At 39.6% G+C, this 18478-nt stretch carries 18 protein-coding genes; 8 read left to right on the forward strand and 10 right to left on the reverse strand.

Annotated elements, in window-relative coordinates:
* Positions 1–1239 (forward strand): exo-beta-N-acetylmuramidase NamZ family protein, encoded by a 1239-nt coding sequence (locus AB657_RS09230; RefSeq protein ID WP_047247906.1) that lies wholly within the window; start codon positions 1–3, stop codon positions 1237–1239.
* Between the two features lie 39 nt (positions 1240–1278).
* Here the strand turns inward: AB657_RS09230 and AB657_RS09235 are convergent, their stop codons facing one another.
* Together AB657_RS09235 and AB657_RS09240 are read right to left on the reverse strand one after the other, a co-directional pair.
* Entirely contained in the window at positions 1279–2118 is an 840-nt protein-coding gene (locus AB657_RS09235; protein ID WP_047246226.1) for a sterol desaturase family protein, read from the reverse strand.
* A gap of 96 nt (positions 2119–2214) precedes the next feature.
* On the reverse strand, positions 2215–2709 hold the full coding sequence (locus AB657_RS09240) for a YkgJ family cysteine cluster protein (RefSeq protein WP_047246227.1): 495 nt from the start codon (positions 2707–2709) through the stop codon (positions 2215–2217).
* A gap of 75 nt (positions 2710–2784) precedes the next feature.
* Between AB657_RS09240 and AB657_RS09245 the strand changes: the two genes are divergently transcribed.
* Together AB657_RS09245 and AB657_RS09250 are read left to right on the forward strand one after the other, a co-directional pair.
* Positions 2785–3495, forward strand: a complete 711-nt coding sequence (locus tag AB657_RS09245) for a class I SAM-dependent methyltransferase (RefSeq protein WP_157491661.1) — start codon at positions 2785–2787, stop codon at positions 3493–3495.
* Positions 3496–3529: 34 nt separating this feature from the next.
* Positions 3530–4429 carry a hypothetical protein gene (locus tag AB657_RS09250; RefSeq protein WP_047246228.1) on the forward strand — a complete coding sequence of 300 codons (900 nt, stop codon included), beginning with the start codon at positions 3530–3532 and terminating at the stop codon, positions 4427–4429.
* An 8-nt stretch (positions 4430–4437) separates the two neighbouring features.
* Here AB657_RS09250 and AB657_RS09255 read toward each other — a convergent pair whose 3' ends face one another.
* The gene (locus AB657_RS09255; RefSeq protein WP_047246229.1) at positions 4438–5070 is read right to left on the reverse strand and encodes a 7-carboxy-7-deazaguanine synthase QueE; all 633 of its coding nucleotides are present in this window, start codon (positions 5068–5070) and stop codon (positions 4438–4440) included.
* A gap of 170 nt (positions 5071–5240) precedes the next feature.
* On the opposite strand from AB657_RS09255, the gene AB657_RS09260 reads away from it, so the two are divergent.
* From AB657_RS09260 to AB657_RS09275, 4 genes are all read left to right on the forward strand, one after another.
* Entirely contained in the window at positions 5241–6749 is a 1509-nt protein-coding gene (locus tag AB657_RS09260; RefSeq protein WP_047246230.1) for a helicase HerA-like domain-containing protein, read from the forward strand.
* A gap of 5 nt (positions 6750–6754) precedes the next feature.
* Positions 6755–7309, forward strand: coding sequence for a hypothetical protein (locus tag AB657_RS09265; RefSeq protein ID WP_047246231.1), 555 nt, complete (start codon positions 6755–6757; stop codon positions 7307–7309).
* 87 nt (positions 7310–7396) lie between these two features.
* Positions 7397–8239, forward strand: coding sequence for an alpha/beta hydrolase (locus tag AB657_RS09270; protein ID WP_047246232.1), 843 nt, complete (start codon positions 7397–7399; stop codon positions 8237–8239).
* Positions 8240–8294: 55 nt separating this feature from the next.
* A complete protein-coding gene (locus AB657_RS09275; protein ID WP_047246233.1) occupies positions 8295–8720 on the forward strand; it encodes a VOC family protein in 426 nt (141 codons plus the stop codon).
* Between the two features lies 1 nt (position 8721).
* On the opposite strand, the gene AB657_RS09280 is transcribed toward AB657_RS09275, so the two are convergent.
* The 4 genes from AB657_RS09280 to AB657_RS09295 form a co-directional block, all read right to left on the reverse strand.
* Positions 8722–9693 (reverse strand): aldo/keto reductase, encoded by a 972-nt coding sequence (locus tag AB657_RS09280; RefSeq protein ID WP_047246234.1) that lies wholly within the window; start codon positions 9691–9693, stop codon positions 8722–8724.
* A 13-nt stretch (positions 9694–9706) separates the two neighbouring features.
* Complete coding sequence (locus AB657_RS09285; protein WP_047246235.1) at positions 9707–10327, reverse strand: DUF2306 domain-containing protein; 621 nt, start codon at positions 10325–10327, stop codon at positions 9707–9709.
* A gap of 5 nt (positions 10328–10332) precedes the next feature.
* On the reverse strand, positions 10333–12069 hold the full coding sequence (locus AB657_RS09290; protein ID WP_047246236.1) for an alpha/beta hydrolase-fold protein: 1737 nt from the start codon (positions 12067–12069) through the stop codon (positions 10333–10335).
* Between the two features lie 112 nt (positions 12070–12181).
* Positions 12182–13240: a PAS domain-containing sensor histidine kinase gene (locus AB657_RS09295; protein ID WP_047246237.1), complete on the reverse strand. Its 1059-nt coding sequence runs from the start codon at positions 13238–13240 to the stop codon at positions 12182–12184.
* A gap of 385 nt (positions 13241–13625) precedes the next feature.
* Between AB657_RS09295 and AB657_RS17970 the strand changes: the two genes are divergently transcribed.
* Positions 13626–13772 (forward strand): lysis protein, encoded by a 147-nt coding sequence (locus AB657_RS17970; RefSeq protein ID WP_157491663.1) that lies wholly within the window; start codon positions 13626–13628, stop codon positions 13770–13772.
* A gap of 52 nt (positions 13773–13824) precedes the next feature.
* On the opposite strand, the gene AB657_RS09300 is transcribed toward AB657_RS17970, so the two are convergent.
* From AB657_RS09300 to ffh, 3 genes are all read right to left on the reverse strand, one after another.
* Positions 13825–15867 (reverse strand): M13 family metallopeptidase, encoded by a 2043-nt coding sequence (locus tag AB657_RS09300; RefSeq protein ID WP_052958669.1) that lies wholly within the window; start codon positions 15865–15867, stop codon positions 13825–13827.
* Positions 15868–15968: 101 nt separating this feature from the next.
* On the reverse strand, positions 15969–16853 hold the full coding sequence (locus AB657_RS09305) for a bifunctional 5,10-methylenetetrahydrofolate dehydrogenase/5,10-methenyltetrahydrofolate cyclohydrolase (protein WP_047246239.1): 885 nt from the start codon (positions 16851–16853) through the stop codon (positions 15969–15971).
* A 45-nt stretch (positions 16854–16898) separates the two neighbouring features.
* On the reverse strand, positions 16899–18230 hold the full coding sequence (gene ffh, locus AB657_RS09310) for a signal recognition particle protein (protein WP_047246240.1): 1332 nt from the start codon (positions 18228–18230) through the stop codon (positions 16899–16901).
* Positions 18231–18478 lie beyond the last annotated feature (248 nt).

An 18478-nucleotide genomic window follows, 5' to 3' on the forward strand; every position in this document is an offset into this window, starting at 1 on the left:
ATGTTATTTTTATACCATTTCAAAAATACCCTTTTTTTATCTTTTTTGTTATGTATCTCTTGCGGAAACACAAATGATAAAAATGACAAAAAAACTGAAAATATAAGTACCGCAATAATTGCCGACACACTAAAACCCGTTCGGGTAGCAGCGAACAGAACCGAGGCCTACATTCCCTTGTTACAAGACAAAAATATAGGGATAGTCGCCAACCAAACATCGGTTATTTTTAACGAACAGGGGCACACCCATTTGGTAGACTCACTTTTACATTCCGGTATAAAAATCAAAAAGGTCTTTGCACCCGAACACGGATTTAGGGGCCAGGCCGATGCAGGTGAAAAAGTAAGCGATGGCACCGACAAAAAAACGGGGTTGCCCTTAATATCGCTATATGGCAAAAACAGAAAACCCTCTACAGAGCAATTAAAAGAACTGGATGTTGTGCTTTTCGACATACAAGATGTTGGAGTACGTTTTTACACCTACATAGCCACTTTACAATTAATAATGGAAGCTTGTGCCGATAACAATATTCCTGTAATTGTGCTTGATCGCCCCAACCCCAACGCCCATTATGTTGACGGACCTACAATGAAAAAAGAACACTCCGGATTTTTAGGGATGACAGAGATACCATTGGTATATGGGATGACCATTGGCGAGTATGCACAAATGATCAATAACGAAGGTTGGCTGGAAAATTCTAAAAAAGCAGATCTTACGGTCATTCCCTTAGAGAATTGGACACACACTACTGTTTACCATCTCCCCATAAGGCCCTCGCCCAATTTACCGAACGATACGGCCATTAATCTATACCCAAGTTTAGGGCTTTTTGAAGGAACCAATGTAAATGCAGGGCGGGGAACCGAATTTCAGTTTCAACGGTATGGGGCCTCTTTTATGGATACTACCGCCTATACCTTTTCTTATGTACCAAAACCTAATTTTGGATCCAAGCACCCCAAGGAAGAGGGGAAGACATGCTATGGCAAAGACCTATCCGATCATAAAAGAATGAGCGAGGTTTCTTTACAATGGATCATAGATGCCTATAACAATACACCGGACAAGAACCAATTCTTCATTACCTCCGGATTCACAAAACATGCCGGAAACACAGAACTTCAAAAACAAATAGAAGCAGGCCTTTCTGAAAATGAAATTCGACAGTCATGGGCGACCGACCTGGAAAAGTTCAAAAAAATAAGGGCGAAATATTTAATGTACGATTAACCTTTTATAAAGGGTTACCCCTAACTCCCCTAACGATAATCAATCTTGGTTCAAAGTAGTAGTAGGTTTTCTATATTTATGAAAAGGTTGTCGTAGCAGGCCTTTTATGCTTGAGTTCTCTTTTTCGTCCGGGAAAGTATCTACACCATAAATGATAGTCTCCCTATCCTTGTACATATAGGTTCCGAACAAACGGTCCCAAATAGAAAAAATATTCCCATAATTACTGTCCGTATAGGGCAATACATAATGGTGGTGCACCTTGTGCATATCCGGAGAAACCAAAAACCAACTTAAATACCTATCTACTTTTACAGGCAGTTTAATATTGGCATGGTTAAATTGTGACAGTATTACCGATAAGCTTTGGTACAACATAATAATACCCACCGGTGCCCCGACCACAAAAACCCCAATGAGTGTAAATACATATCTAATAAACGATTCTAGGGGATGGTGCCTATTGGCCGTAGTGGTATCTACATGGTGATCGGAATGATGCACCAAATGCACCATCCATAGAGGTTTTATCTTATGTTCTACCCAATGGGCCAGATAAGCCCCTATTAGATCCAATAACATAAGGCCCAATAGGGCGTACAGCCATAACGGCATGACCGGCAGCCAATTAATTATACCAAAATCGTTGGCAACGACCCAATCAGATGTTTTAAGTAATAGGAAAGCAAGTGGAAAATTCACGATTATAGTTGTCAATGTAAAAAACAGATTAGGAATGGCGTGCTTCCATTTTTTGTATTTAACATTGAACAATGGTGCCATACCCTCCAATATCCAGAAAAAGGTAATGCCGCCCACCAATATTAAAGAGCGGTGTAATGTAGGTATGTTTTCAAAATAGTCTATAATCTGCTCCATGTCTTAAATATACAAGATCATGGTACTACAGACAATACTTGGTTTTAACTAAACTATAAGAACAAGAGTAGCTTATATAGAAGAAAAAAGCTTCCCCTACATGTTTATTCTTCTTTTCATCTCTTCCACAATGTTAAAGGCAGCAGGGCAAATGGATACATTTTTTAAGGTGAGGTGACTTATCTGCTGAAATTTCTTTCTGTCGGTATGTGGAAATTCGCGACATGCCTTTGGCCTAACCTCGTATATAGAACAATAATTGTCGGCACCCAAAAATGTACAGGGCACTTGTTGTAGCACGTAATCGTTGTCTTCGTCTATTCTTAAATAGGTTTCTATAAATTTACTAGGTTTCAGCTTAAAAAATTTAGAGATCCTTTCGATATCGGCGTTGGTAAACAACGGTCCGGTAGTCTTACAACAATTGGCACAGGTTAAACAATCCGTTCTTTCAAACTCTTCTTCATGCATTTCTTGCATTTGATAGTCTAAATTCTTGGGTGGTTTCTTTTTTAGTTTTGCAAAAAACTTCTTGTTTTCTCCATGTTTTTCCTTTGCCTTTATCGGTAATTGCCGCAAAACTTCTTCCATAACTCAAAATTAATGGTCCAAAACTAGGAAAGTGGTTCTAAAAAAAAGGATTTTTGCAATACAAAAACAATTAGATTGCAAATAGATATATTGGGCAAGGCCCTGTTAGATTACCATAGAGGAAATTATACCGAAGATATAAAGACCTATTCGTCTTTGGAAGAAGAGGACTCCCTTCCGCTTCCCTATTTATTTAGGGACCACGAACAAATGCCCGTACTTGAGCAAAAAGCTTTGCAGCTATGCAAAGGTTCGGTTTTGGATATTGGTTGTGGTGCCGGAAGCCATAGCCTATACCTACAGGAAAAAGGGTATGATGTTACTGGCCTAGATCAATCTAAAGGAGCTATCAAGGTGTGCCAAGAAAGAGGCTTAAGGCAAACCATCCATAACAATTTACTTGATATTGAAGAAAAACGGTTCGATACACTGTTACTTATGATGAACGGTATAGGAATTGTTGGGTTGCTTGGCAATATGGACCTCTATCTAAATAAAATGAAATCTATCTTAAAACCGAACGGACAAATTTTGTTGGATTCCAGTGACATCCTGTATATGTTCGAAAGTGATGATGACGGAGGGTATTGGGTACCCGACAATGTAAATTACTATGGGGAGGTAACATTCTATATGGAATATAAAAGCGAAAAAGCCCCTCCCTTTAACTGGCTCTATTTAGATTTTAACACCTTAAAGAGAGCCGCAAGCTATCACGGATTTAACTGCGAGCTTATCAGTAATGGACAGCACAACGATTATTTGGCTAAATTAGCGCTACAATAATGATAAAATCATATTTTCATTGTATCCTTATAGTATGAAAAAACTACCTTTTCTTTGGTTTTTAGGTCTGTTGCTATCGGTATTGGCTTGTTCCAAAAACGATAACAATGACGGCAACGAGGATACTGGCGTAGACAAATCCCTAAATTTATTGGCTACCGGCGACTCTGCAAACGACATCCTGTCCAATGGATCTTATGATAAACTATTGATCGAGATCGGTTATGTATCGGGTTATCAACCTACGGAAACGGCCATTACCAACTTCACAGATTTTTTAAAAGAACATACTTTTAAAGAAGATATAGAAATAACATATAAAGAGCTAGGATCACCTGACGAAGAAAGTTTAAGCTTACAGGAAATTTCGGATTTGGAACAAGAAAACAGAACCGAATACAATACAGGGTCCACTTTGGCCATCTATATTTATTTCACAGATTCTCCGGCAGAGGATGACGATGAAGACGAAGGCCTGGTAACCTTAGGCGCCGTTTACCGCAACACCTCGATGGTAATACATGAAGCGACCGTAAGAAAATTGGCAGGACAGAGTTTCTCCATCGATGTTTCAGATGTAGAGGCCGCTACCCTAAACCATGAATTCGGACATTTGTTCGGATTGGTAAATTTAGGTACCGATATGGTAGTGGACCATGAATCACAATCTGAAAACAGTGATGGTGAAATGGTCGGGGACAACCATTGCAATGTAGACGGATGCCTAATGCGTGCCGAGCTTACTTTCTCCTTGTCGGCCAAAACATATGGGGTTTCCGAAAAAAACATGTACACCGAAGGTTTTACCCCTGGTTGCGTACTATCTGGAAATAACGTCTTAAACCTGTTACAGTCAAAAACCGCAAGGGGAGTTGAAATTCCTGGTCTAGGGGCATCATGTATACAAGATATACAGGCCAATGGCGCCAGATAAGATATAATCTAGGGTATGTTCAAGTATTTATGGGTTTGCAATGATACCTTCCACTTTGGGTTTTTCATCACATAATCAACGATCATCGGAGTAACTTTATCGCGTACGCTCCATTCTGGCTGTAAATAAAGAATACAGTTGGCGTTTGTTAAAGCAGCTTGCTCTTCTGCAAAAATCAAATCATGCTTGTTGTAAACGATTACCTTAAGTTCGTCCGCTTCGTCATAAACCCTTCCAAAAGGCAGTTTGTTTTTCTTTGGCGACAGACATATCCAATCCCAATCCCCCGTCAGCTCATAAGCGCCGGAAGTTTCTATATGCGTCTTTAAGTTTTTTTCTTTTAGAAGCCTTGTCAAGGGACCCATATTCCATGTTAAAGGCTCACCGCCCGTAATAACAATGGTATCGGAGTACTTGGCGGCGTTCTCCGCTATTTGTGAAATAGCCGTAGGAGGATGTGTTTCGGCATTCCAGCTCTCCTTAACGTCGCACCAATGGCATCCAACATCACAACCACCTACCCTTATAAAATAAGCAGCCGTACCTTTATGAAAGCCTTCTCCCTGTATGGTATAAAACTCTTCCATTAAAGGCAACATTTCACCTTTATCCACCAAAGTCATTACCTCCTGTTTTTTCATGGCGCAAAGATACATTTTACCTATTACAATACCCTAGCAATTCTATAATGGCTTTTAATTCTATTCTATTGGGCGATATCAAGTCAAATGTGAAGTAAAATATGACTATTTACAGCCTTGGCTATTTCCTAATGGTCAAAAATCAGCTATTTTTATCAAAAATTTCAAAGATGGGTTCCAAAGAAGATTTCTTTGCACATATAGAAAAAGGATATACTACCAAAGGAGATTTTATAACCATGGGTGCAGCAATGCTCAATGAAGAGGCCGTCACCAACGCCCTAGTTAAAATACCTCTTAAAACCCTTAACAGGCATGGTTTGATCGCGGGTGCTACGGGTACCGGAAAAACCAAGACCTTACAAGTACTGGCCGAAAACTTATCGGACAAAGGTATACCGGTATTGTTAATGGACCTAAAAGGAGATTTAAGTGGAATTGCCCAACCTAGCCCAGGGCACGCAAAAATAGACGAAAGGCATGCGAAAATCGGTATTCCCTTCGAGCCCAAAAGTTTTCCGGTTGAAATTCTGTCCCTTTCTGAGCAAGATGGGGTAAAATTACGTGCCACCGTTTCTGAATTTGGCCCAACCCTATTATCCAGAATTCTTGACCTGACGGAAACCCAAGAGGGTATTGTTGCTGTAGTCTTCAAGTACTGCGATGACAACAAACTACCCTTATTGGACCTTAAGGACTTTAAGAAAGTTCTGCAATACGCTACTGGCGAGGGCAAGGCGGAATTCACCAAAGATTATGGCCGTATTTCTACCAGTTCTACCGGTACCATTCTTAGAAAGATCATTGAGCTGGAACAGCAAGGTGCCGATCTGTTTTTTGGAGAGAAATCTTTTGATGTCAACGACCTTACCCGTATAGATGAGAATGGACGTGGGTATATTAATATTCTTCGCCTTACCGATATTCAAGACCGGCCAAAATTATTTTCGACCTTTATGCTAAGCCTGTTGGCAGAGATTTACGATACTTTTCCAGAACAAGGGGATAGCGATAGGCCAGAACTTATTCTGTTTATAGATGAGGCCCATCTTATATTCAAAGAAGCTTCAAAAGCCTTATTGGACCAAATTGAAAGTATCGTAAAACTGATACGATCCAAAGGTATAGGCCTATATTTTGTTACACAAAACCCCACGGACGTGCCCAATGAGGTACTTGCCCAATTGGGGCTAAAAGTGCAACATGCACTTAGAGCCTTTACCGCCCGGGACAGAAAGTCCATTAAAATGACCGCAGAAAATTATCCAGTATCCGAGTATTATGACACAAAGCAAGTGCTTACCTCTTTGGGTATAGGTGAGGCCTTGATTTCTGCCTTGGACGAAAAAGGAAGACCAACCCCCTTGGCGGCCACTTTATTACGTGCCCCAATGAGTCGAATGGATGTACTTACGGATAGTGAATTACAGGAGGTTATCCAAAAATCGAAACTTGTAAAAAAATATGGCGAGGTAATAGATCGTGAAAGTGCCTATGAAATATTGAACGAAAAAATTGAGCAAGCGGAAAAATTAGCCGAGAAAGAAAAAACAAAGACAAAAAGTAGAAAAACAAGTACTTCAAGAAGTAGTACTAGACAAAACCCAGTAATAAAAGTATTGACAAGCGCTACCTTTATCAGAGGAGTTCTTGGTGTATTAAAAAAAGTGATACGTTAAGTTTTATGAAATCAATCAAATCAATCATTTTTCTAATTTCTTGTATAACGCTGACCCAATGTAAAAAGGAAAAAGACACTACCTTTTTGATAACATCGGAAAAAGTTGGTAAACTGGACAAAAAAAGTCTTACTAGAGATTTGGAACTTATCTATGCAGAAGACTCCATAGTAAAAGATACCATCCAATCAAATTTTGGAAGCAGTGCCAGTAAAATTAAAATTTATGAAAAAGGTGGAGCCCATTTACTTACACTAACCCCTAATTTAGATAGTATTCCCGTAATACAGAATGTATTGGTCAATGATGCAAGATTCCATACCGACAAGGGTATCAATATCAAAAGTACCTTTAAGGATATTCAGGAAAACTACGAAATAAAAAAGATTATCACCTCTTTGAACAATGTTGTCATCTTGCTCAAAGATAGCGACCTCTATTTCACTATTGACAAAGCTGAATTACCGGAAAGTTTGCGATATAAAGCAAACACCAACATTGAGGCCGTACAAATACCCGATAATGCCAAAATAAAATACATGATGATAGGTTGGGATTAGCCTCCTACCTTAACCTAGGTCTCACCTACCCTAGACTTTTGTCGTAAGGGTAAAGCGTTTCAAAGATTCTTCGATATTTTCCGATCCATGAAAAAAATATTACAAAAATTAATTCCTAAACTATACGGGAAAATATTGAACATATATGTTCTTATCAGCCCTGAAAAAGCAGCGGATATGGCATTTCGTATTTTCTGCAAGGTTAGAAAAGGAAAAATCTTACCCCATCAAAAAGAGTATTTAGACCCTGTAAAACACCAAAAATTACAGGTAGCAGAGCACAGCATACAAACCTATCAATGGAAAGGTGACAAGGAAACGGTTCTATTGGTACATGGATGGGAAAGTAACGCATGGCGATGGCATAAACTTATAGAAAAGCTTACCGAAGCTAATTATAACGTTATCGCATTCGACGCACCTGCCCATGGAAATTCTTCCGGGACCTATTTATATGTTCCCTTATATGCTGAAGTGACCCAATATATGATCCAAAAATACAAGCCCAAGTTTCTGATCGGACATTCTATGGGAGGAATGACCATTTTATACAATGAATTCCTCAATAAAAATGTTGGTGTCGAAAAAATTATCACAATAGGTTCACCTTCTGAATTTCATGAAATAATCAACCATTTTAAAAAGCTACTCGGATTTAACGATAGCGTATTAAACGCGTTGGAGCAATACATCATAAAAAGGTTCGGTTTCACCATTAATGAGTTCTCTTCTTCTCGATTTATTGAGAACGACAAAAGAAAAGGACTTCTTTTTCATGATAGGCTTGATAAGATCGCCCCTTACCATGCCTCCAAAAAGGTACATGCAGACTGGAAGGGAAGCCAACTTGTAACCACAGAGGGCTTAGGACACTCTATGCACCAAGATGAAGTCAACGATAAGATTATCGCCTTTTTAAAAGATGCTTAACCTTAATTAGCATCACAAAAAGAGGTAATTTAAACCAACTAGAAAAATAAGAAAAATGAAAGACATCACACCTTTCCACATCGCAATTCCCGTTCATAATTTAGCGGAATGTAGAAAGTTCTACGGAGAAACACTTAATTGTGAAGAAGGCAGAAGTAGTGATCATTGGGTCGATTTTAATCTCTTTGGACACCAATTGGTCATCCATTACAAACCCAAATCGGAAACACAGACATTGCACCACAATCCGGTCGATGGCCACGATGTTCCCGTACCCCATTATGGTGTAGTATTGCCATGGGACACTTTTCATGATTTTGCCGAAGATCTTAAAAACAAAGGTATAGAGTTTGTTATAGAACCCTACGTCCGTTTTCAAGGGCAAGTAGGCGAACAGGCTACCATGTTTTTCTTAGACCCTGCCGGAAATGCACTTGAATTCAAGGCTTTTAAAGACATGGGACAACTTTTTGCCAAATAATTTACTGAGACCATGATGTGGGCATCCTGTCCCATCTATGTTTTTTAAGTTCTGGGTGCAATCCGTTGGGCAAACCTTTACCATCACTGGTAGCGGTATTTGCCAACACATTTCTTTGCTTTCTCATTCCGGGTATGGTGGTGGCTACATTTTTGTTTTCCAAAATAAAACGAAGTGCCATTTCTGCCATGGTCATACCTTCTGGAATCAACGGACGCAATGCGTCTGCATGTTCTACTGAGGAATTTAGGTTTTCCGGCACAAAATACGTTCCTCGCCAATCGCCTTCGGGAAAAGTGGTTTCTTTGGTAATATTTCCTGTCAAGGTGCCTTCGTCAAACGGCACCCTTGCTATTACAGCTATATCCAACTTTTCGCAAAGTGGAAATAATTTATCTTCCGGTGCCTGATCAAAAATATTATAGATTACCTGTACGGCATCAAGCTTACCCGTTTGTAAGGCCTTTATTCCATTTTCCGGTTCCCATCTATTTACACTTATGCCCATGGCCCCGATCTTACCTTCAGCTTTTAGGTCTTCGACGGCCCTTTGCCATTCTTCCCTTTGGCTCCACCCATCGTCCCAAGTATGAAACTGCATCAGATCTATCTTCTCCAGCCCTAAATTTTTCAATGTTTTATGGGTATACTCAAGTATGTGCTCTACCGGATACGAATCTTCAAAACGATACTCAGGCTTAGCGGGCCACTTAAAATTCTTCGGTGGAATCTTACTGGCCGTATATAATTTTTTAGCTGGATGTCTTTTTACCAGTTGCCCCAAAAGCTCTTCGCTATGGCCTTCTCCATAACCCCAGGCGGTATCAAAGAAATTGACTCCATTTTCAACTGCCAAATCCAAGGATTTAGCAGATTGTTCATCATCGGAGGCCGTCCATCCTGCCATTCCCCACATTCCATATCCAACTTCACTTACTTCCCAATTTGTTCTTCCGAACCTTCTATAAATCATTTACAAATTTTTATTAACCGATTACGATTCCTTTTCGTCTTACCCAAAAAAAGGCAAATATGACATTTGGCACCCAAGCAAGCCAAGCGGCTGCTCTATAAGCAGGAATAAAAGACCCCAACATTAAAGACAGCAACGGCAACCATATGCGCAATGTGACCGCTGCAAAACAAAGGGCATAACTATAAATCATATAAACCTTGTGCTTTTCTATATCACTTACCTTAATGGCCCTATAAGCATTGGCCGTAAAATAGAGCCAACAAACCGCCATACATAAAAAGCCCAGTTGCGCCACTATTCCGCCTGCAGCGAAGAATGCTATTCCAGCACCGCAGATACCACTTACCAATGCCGAAATAACATATATTCTACCTATGAGGCGATGGCGGCCCCTATTGGCGTTTCTAAAACGCTTGCTAAACTGCACCCAACCTATCGTCAAAGCCATGCCTCCGAACAATATATGCCCATAAAACCCAATATTCCATGACACATTGGCCAACAACTCTTTGCTCTTGGACAACCGTATTCCTATATCACCATCGGAAAACACGTATGCCAGCGGATATAAGCCTACACCGACCGCCAAAATACCAAATACAATCCAAGCTACTTTATTGGTTCTGTTCATATTCTTTACTTATACCTCCAACTAGTAAGGTCGGCTCCTTTTGGAGCGCTTTCCATAATACGCTTCATTATTTTGGGCACATACATGCTGTTGTACCTTAAACGACTGATAGCATTAGGTTCTTCCGGGTCTCCGTTCCAACAGTGCTCGGCACGATCCCCATACAGCACCTCACCATCATAATAAGGCTCTGTGGTGCTCTCTAAAAAATCTTCCATCAAATAGACGGCATTGTTAAGATAATAATTATCCATATCTCCACAGTAGATATGGATTTTTCCTTTTAGGTTATCGCCCAACTTATCCCAATCACGTTCTAAAATATGCCTTAAATCATAATTTTCTTTCCAATATGCTGCCACAGCATGGTCTATCTCCCCGGTCATCTTATCCCAGATCCTTACCGGATAGCCGTCATCGCCCTGTGGAGAATATGTTGCTTCCCAAATATCCCATTGCTGCCCCGACCTGGATTTGTCGCCCAGCACAAGTTCTAAATGATTTCCTTCTCTGACCGTTGACTGTATATTTCCCAAATAATCGCGATGTGCGGGCACTTCCAATTGTTTGTGCTCACTATCATAATAATAGGCATTTTCATCTTCATAAATATTGGTAAGGCAATAGGCCCTAAAATCTATGGGATCTGGGCATGCCGCAAAGCAGCCATTGTATTCCTCTGGATACTTTACTTGTACGGCAAGGGCTTCCCATCCGCCTGTAGACCCCCCATATAAAAATCTGGACCAACCTTCTCCCATACCACGAAACTCCTTTTCTATATATGGTATCAACTCATAAGTAATAGCGTCACCATACGGACCTTGACTGGCAGAGTTAACCGCATAAGAATCATCATAATATGGAGTTGGATGCTGAATTTCTATAATTATAAAACGAGGAAAATCGGGATCGTTCCACCGCTTATAAAAATCATAAGCCTCTTGTTGTTGAACAATATTATACCCTTCCATATCAAACCTGGCAGAATAATCGGGTTTTAAGTTGGGATCTGGAGGGGTTGTTCTAAAACCCCCAAAATCATCCGGAAAATGCCCGTGAAACACCATTAGGGGATATTTAGCTTCCGGATGTTCCTCAAATCCTTTTGGCAACAGTACATGGGCTCCCAAGTACATATCGCGGCCCCAAAATTCTGATAATTTTTCTGATTTTATCTTAACATGTTTGATCCACTCCGTATCCTCTGGCTCAGGTATGGGCGGTATTATCCGATCCATAACCACCGAAACATTTTCAATACCATTACTACCTACCCTTATCTTAAACGGGGTACTGTATAAATTGCCCGGAGAACTACGCCATTGTTGCCCTTCTCCATTATCCATAGGCAGTTTTACCGTTTGCCCGGTAGCTAGGTCAAAGGTTTCGTATACATGCAGCAATGCCTGTACATTATATTCACCTATCGGAATTTCTGCCAAACTTGCATACGGAAAACCAAAAACCGTCTCATCTATCTTTACCGATTTTCCGGGAGACATTCCATCTACGTTTATTCCAAAAATAAGTTGGGTATTTAAACCATCATTAATTTGAAAACGGGGTTCGGCACTGTCGTCGGTGGAAAGCATCAATAAAAGACGACCGTCTTTTGGCATTGCACTTACATCCTCTGTAAAAGAAATATCGAATGTGTAGCCGGGTGTCTGTTTCTCAGTTGTCCCACAACTAAAAACTAAACTGGTAAGAGCTATTAAATAAAAGAATGATTTTTTCATAATAGTGGTTGATTGTTACCTTAAAGATAACCAATCGTTCATCTATTTATCGCTCTATGAACAAACATTTTGAAACGACCACAAAATTTTGATTCTCAAATTACTATAAAAACTAATTTGGGAACCGAACATAAAAAGTAGCGCCTTTGTTCGGTTCACTTTCTACAGCAATACTGCCACCTAAGCTTTTTAATTGATTATGCACCAGATAAAGCCCTATTCCCTTTCCTTCTTGCCGGTCATCAAAACGTTCGTTGAGCATAAAAATCTTATGTCCGTTCTTTTCCATATCAAAACCTTGGCCTTCGTCAGAAAAAATCAATTGTTTTTCACCTTCTTTGACGCTTGTGGTAATATTAATTACAGGCGCTATTCCAGGTCGGGCATATTTTACGGAATTCGTTATTAAATTCAGAAAAACACTCTCTATGAATACCTCGTTGAAATAAATACTTTCACAGGAAGAGAAATCGTATTCCATTCTTGTTTGGGAACTGGTCATCAAAGAGCCAATATTTTTTAAGACCTTAGAAAGTATCTTTTCAAAATATACCTCTTTAAGATCATCCGACTTTTTTCCGACCGTTTGTATTAAGTCCAAATAGGTCTCAAGAGAACCCTTTAGGCCTTGCGCCGATTTTTTTATATAGTCCAATAATTCAATGGTATCCTCATCATTTATATGCCCATAATCCAACAGCTTAAACAAGGAAAGCATATTATTTATAGGAGCTCTTAAGTCGTGGGACGTAGTATAATTTACACGGAAAAGATCTTCGTTTATATTTTTAAGTTTAGAAAACTCATGAATTCGCTGATTTCTTAAATGAACCTCATGGGTAATGTCTTTGGCAATGGCATATACCAATTTTTCTTCTTCTACCGGGACCGCACTCCAAGAGAGCCATATTATATCTCCCGATTTATTAACATACCTATTCTGAAAATTTATTATCGGAGCGTTCTTAAGCATCTCATTTCTAACCTGCTGTGTACCCTTCTTGTCCCTTTCAAAAATGAACTCATTAATTTTCTTTGAAAGCAGCTCCTCTTTTGTATACCCCAATAGGTTAACAAATGCAGGATTAACATCAACGAAATACCCAGCGTAATCCGCTATGCACAGCATATCTACAGACGACTCAAAAAACGGTTTAAATTTTGCTTTCATACCAAGGCTCTTTGAAACCAAAAGAGTTTCTAACCAAGGGAAAAAACTACATTAGATTCCACAATCATAAAATTGTAGCACAAAATAATCTTTTATTTGCCATTAACCAGATTTTACAGCAAGTATAACGGTTCGCTACAAAGAAGTTATAATAACCATAAACACCGAGGTTCTACTTTTACCTCTTTATTTCTTTTGTAACACTTAAGGCCTTTTTGATAATAATGGCAAAAAGAAAGCCTTTTAACTATTTGTTTAAAACCATTACATCTTGTTGGTTATTTGACTCTCTGTAAAATAAGGGTCCATATACCATTTTCGATTTTTACACGTTGTAATATTTTATGAACACACAAAATTCTTATTCCTTTAAAGTCAAATTATTATGAAGAAAATAACAGGAATTCTAATTTTAGCAACAACCGTAATCTTGGTCGCTAGCTGTGAGTATGACGACAGTAACGATATTGACATTTTAACACCCAACGACTCTACCGAAACAGGCATTGAAATATCAAAATTACCAGAATAAAAAAACCTCCAACTTTTAAAGGTTGAAGGTTTTTTCTTAACGCAAAAATCTTTTACCAGATTTTAACTCTTTCTTCTGGTGATAGATACAATGAATCTGTTTCTTTGATATCGAATGCCGTATAAAACTCCGGTACGTTCCTTACGATTCCGTTTACCCTATAATCTGCCGGGGAATGGGGGTCGGTACTTATCTGCACCCTTAGGGCCTCATCTCTCTGTTTGTTAAGCCATGTCTGTCCATAACCTAAAAACACTCGCTGTTCGCCTGTAAAACCATCTAAAACGGGAGACTCTTCACCTTCTAGAGACATTTTATACGCCTTTAACGCTATGCTAAGCCCACCTAAATCACCGATATTTTCACCCAGGGTAAATTCACCGTTAACATGAACATCGGGCAGAACCTCATAACTATTGTATTGTTCTACCAAAGCGGCGGTGCGTTTTTTAAATTCTTCCTTATCAAAATCCGTCCACCAATTTCTCATGGCACCATCGCCATCAAAAGTGCTGCCCATATCATCAAAACCGTGGCCTATCTCATGACCGATTACAGCACCTATAGCCCCATAATTAACTGCATCTTCTGCATTTAAATCAAAAAAGGGAGGTTGTAGTATTGCTGCCGGAAAAACAATCTCGTTCATCGTAGGGTTGTAATAGGCATTTACTGTCTGGGGCGTCATTCCCCATTCATCCTTATCTATAGGTTGGCCCAATTTGGCAAGCTCCCTATTGTATTCCATTAATTTGGCCCTACGGATATTTCCATATAGATCATCTGCCTTAACATCTATGTCATAAGATCTCCATTTATCGGGATAACCTATTTTCGGTGTAAACTTGCTCAATTTGTCCAACGCCTCTTTTTTGGTGTCATCGCTCATCCAATCCAACTCCTTTATACTTACCTCATATGCTTTTAACAAGTTTTCTACCATGGTCTCCATGCGCTCTTTGGCTTCTGGCGGAAAATGTCTTTTCACGTATACCTTACCCACCACTTCACCAAGTGTACCGTTTACTGCAGATACCCCTCTTCTCCATAATGGTCGTTGTTCCTTTATCCCCCTTAATTCTTTACTATAAAATTCCCAATTCTGTTGATCCAATGCTTCGTTAAGTACAGATGCATTAGAATCTAACACCGACCATTTAAGGTATGTTTTCCAAGTATTTAAATCCGTACCGGTAATAATACCGTCCAAGGCCTTGGTATAGTCCACCATTAGCACTCCTAATTTATCTTGACTTTGCAACCCTGCTTCTGACAAGAAATTTGACCAATTAAAATTTGGCATTATATTGGACAAGGTATCTACGGGAAACATATTGTACAAGCTGACCAAATCTCTTGTTTTTTCTTTTTCCATATGCTTGGATGCTATTTTGGTTTCCAAGTCCATTATGGTCTTTGCGGAAGAGGCTCCGTTCGGCAATCCGGCCAAATCGAACATTTTCTCCACATGGGCTACATATTTGGTTTGAATTTCTTTTGAACGCTCATCGGTTTTTAGGTAATATTCCCTATCTGGCAAGGCCAACCCTCCTTGCCATGCATATACCGTATATATCGTAGGATCTTTAAAATCTTGGTAAATGAACAAGCCCAAGGGTACATTTAGGCCGTACTTGTTGGCATAGGCAAAATAGGTGGCCAATTCATCATAATTCTTGATCGCATCTATCTTATCGAACTCTTCCTGTAAAGGTGCTACCCCCAATTCGTTTCTTTTATCAAAATCCATATAAGACTTATAGAGATCCCCGACCTTTTGTTCGTCGGATCCCTCCTCAAAACTACCGGAAGCCGATTCCTCTATAATCTTTTTAACATTCTCTTCAGACTCTTCATGAACCATATACCCAACACCATATGAGGCTTTGTCCGCAGGAATTTCGGTATTCTTAACCCAAGTACCGTTTACATAGGCCGTAAAGTTGTCTCCAGGTCTTACACTTGGATCCATATTTTCCTTTAAAATTCCTGAGGTCAATTCCCTTGCAGGTTCCTCTTTAACATCGGTCTTACAGGCATAAGACAAAACAAAGACCGCTAAAGCCCCCATTTTTAAGTAATTTGATTTCATCATGATAGATTTTGTTTAGTTAAAGGTTAGACTAAATAATACTTGAAATGTTACGGGGGATTTAAAATTATATGCTAAAAAAAAATGCCCCGATGGGGCATTTTTTAATCTCTACTTCTATGTCTTTCTCTGGCAAGTAATGTGTTTTTTAACAACATGGCTATAGTCATGGGGCCTACCCCTCCAGGTACGGGCGTTATATACGATGCTTTCTTACTTACATTTTCAAAATCCACATCGCCTGTTATGTAATAGCCCCTTTCTCTTGTATCATCTGGCACTCTTGTGATACCAACATCTATAATTACGGCATCATCCTTAACCATTTCGGCCTTTAAGAATTTAGGAACACCGAGGGCAGAGATAACAATATCCGCTTGCGAAATAATCTGTGTAATATTCTTGGTGTGGCTATGTGTCAATGTCACGGTAGAATTGCCGGGCCAGCCTTTCCTCCCCATCAAAATACTCATAGGCCTCCCTACGATATGACTTCTTCCGATCACTACGGTATGCTTACCTTTGGTATCTACATTATAGCGCTCTAACAGCTCTAAAATACCAAATGGCGTCGCCGGGATAAAAGTGCTCATATCAAGGGCCATTTTCCCAAAATTGGTAGGATGAAAACCGTCCACATCCTTATCTGGATCAACGGCCATAATTACCTTTTGGGTATCTATTTGTTCTGGCAATGGCAATTGTACTATAAAGCCATCGATATCCTTATTATCGTTAAGTTCGTGGATCTTGTTCAGTAGTTCTTGCTCAGAAGTGGTACTGGGCATCTTTATCAAGGTAGATTCGAAGCCGACACGTTCGCAAGACCGTACCTTACTACCCACATAGGTAAGACTAGCACCATCGTTACCAACGATAATCGCCGCCAAATGAGGAACCTTCTCTCCTCTTTCTTTCATTTTTGCTACCTCGGCAGCAATCTCTTCTTTTATTTGATTTGATACTTTTTTACCGTCAAGTATTTCCATGGCACTATAAATACAATTATATTAGAATAGGGTTCTATTGTTTTGTTAGCGTCCCAGGCCGCTCATCATCTGCATCATTTTTTTTCCGCCACCGCCTTGCATCATCTTCATCATTTTGCTCATTTGATCAAACTGTTTTAACAATTGATTGACCTCTTGAACCTGTCTACCACTACCTTTTGCTATTCGCTTTTTACGGCTTGCGTTCAACTTTGATGGGTTTGAACGCTCATCGGGTGTCATGGAGTAGATTATTGCTTCGATATGTTTAAAGGCATCATCATCAATGTCCAAACCCTTTAGGGCCTTACCTGCTCCGGGTATCATTCCCATAAGGTCCTTCATGTTACCCATTTTCTTTATTTGCTGAATCTGATTTAGAAAATCGTCGAAACCGAATTTATTCTTCGCGATTTTTTTCTGGATCTTTCTGGCTTCCTCTTCATCAAACTGTTCTTGGGCTCTTTCTACCAACGAAATAACATCTCCCATACCAAGAATACGGTCGGCCATACGGTCTGGGTAAAAGACGTCAATGGCTTCCATTTTTTCTCCCGTACCAATAAACTTAATGGGTTTGTTTACAACTGATTTAATGGAGATGGCCGCACCACCACGGGTATCACCATCCAATTTTGTTAAGATAACACCATCAAAATTTAAAACATCGTTAAATGCCTTTGCCGTATTTACAGCATCTTGCCCCGTCATCGAATCCACCACAAAAAGCGTTTCTTGTGGTGTTATGGCCTTATGTATATCGGATATTTCCGACATCATTTTTTCATCTACGGCCAAACGTCCCGCAGTATCTATAATTACTACATTGTTACCGTCTGCCTTTGCCTTGGCTATACCCGCCTTTGCAATGGCCACCGGATCAGAATTGTCTCTATCGGAATATACCGGAACATTTATTTGCTCACCGACCACATGCAACTGATCTATTGCTGCAGGCCTGTACACATCACAGGCGACCAACAACGGATTTTTAGATTTCTTGGTCTTCAAATAATTGGCCAATTTTCCTGAAAACGTGGTTTTACCCGAACCTTGAAGACCGGACATTAAAATTACCGACGGATTTCCAGAAAGGTTGATTCCTTCCGACTCACCCCCCATTAAGGCCGTAAGTTCGTCTTTTACGATCTTCACCATCAATTGCCCTGGTTGCAATGTCGTAAGTACGTTTTGCCCCAAAGCCTTTTCTTTTACCCTATTGGTAAATTCCTTGGCAATTTTAAAATTGACATCCGCATCCAATAAGGCTCTACGAACCTCTTTGGTGGTCTCCGCTACATTAATCTCCGTTATTTGCCCATGACCTTTTAGTACATGAAGGGCCTTATCTAACTTATCGCTTAAATTATCAAACATCTTATTGCAATTTTAAGGGGAATGCAAATTTAATAATATCAACGCTAATCGGGCATAAACCCCGTCAAAATATAACAAACAAAAAGAGCATCTGTAAAATGGATGCTCCCTTTGCATATATATTGGGGGAAAAAGGCATTAAATTTTTATAATCAAACACTGTAAAAAGACCTCCATCAACACCACCAACGAGGCCCAACTCTTTACTGTTGGCGGTGTATCTTGGATGGCTTTATTCTATTTGATTA

Origin of the sequence: Maribacter thermophilus (assembly GCF_001020565.1) — a bacterium.
GTDB lineage: Bacteria > Bacteroidota > Bacteroidia > Flavobacteriales > Flavobacteriaceae > Maribacter > Maribacter thermophilus.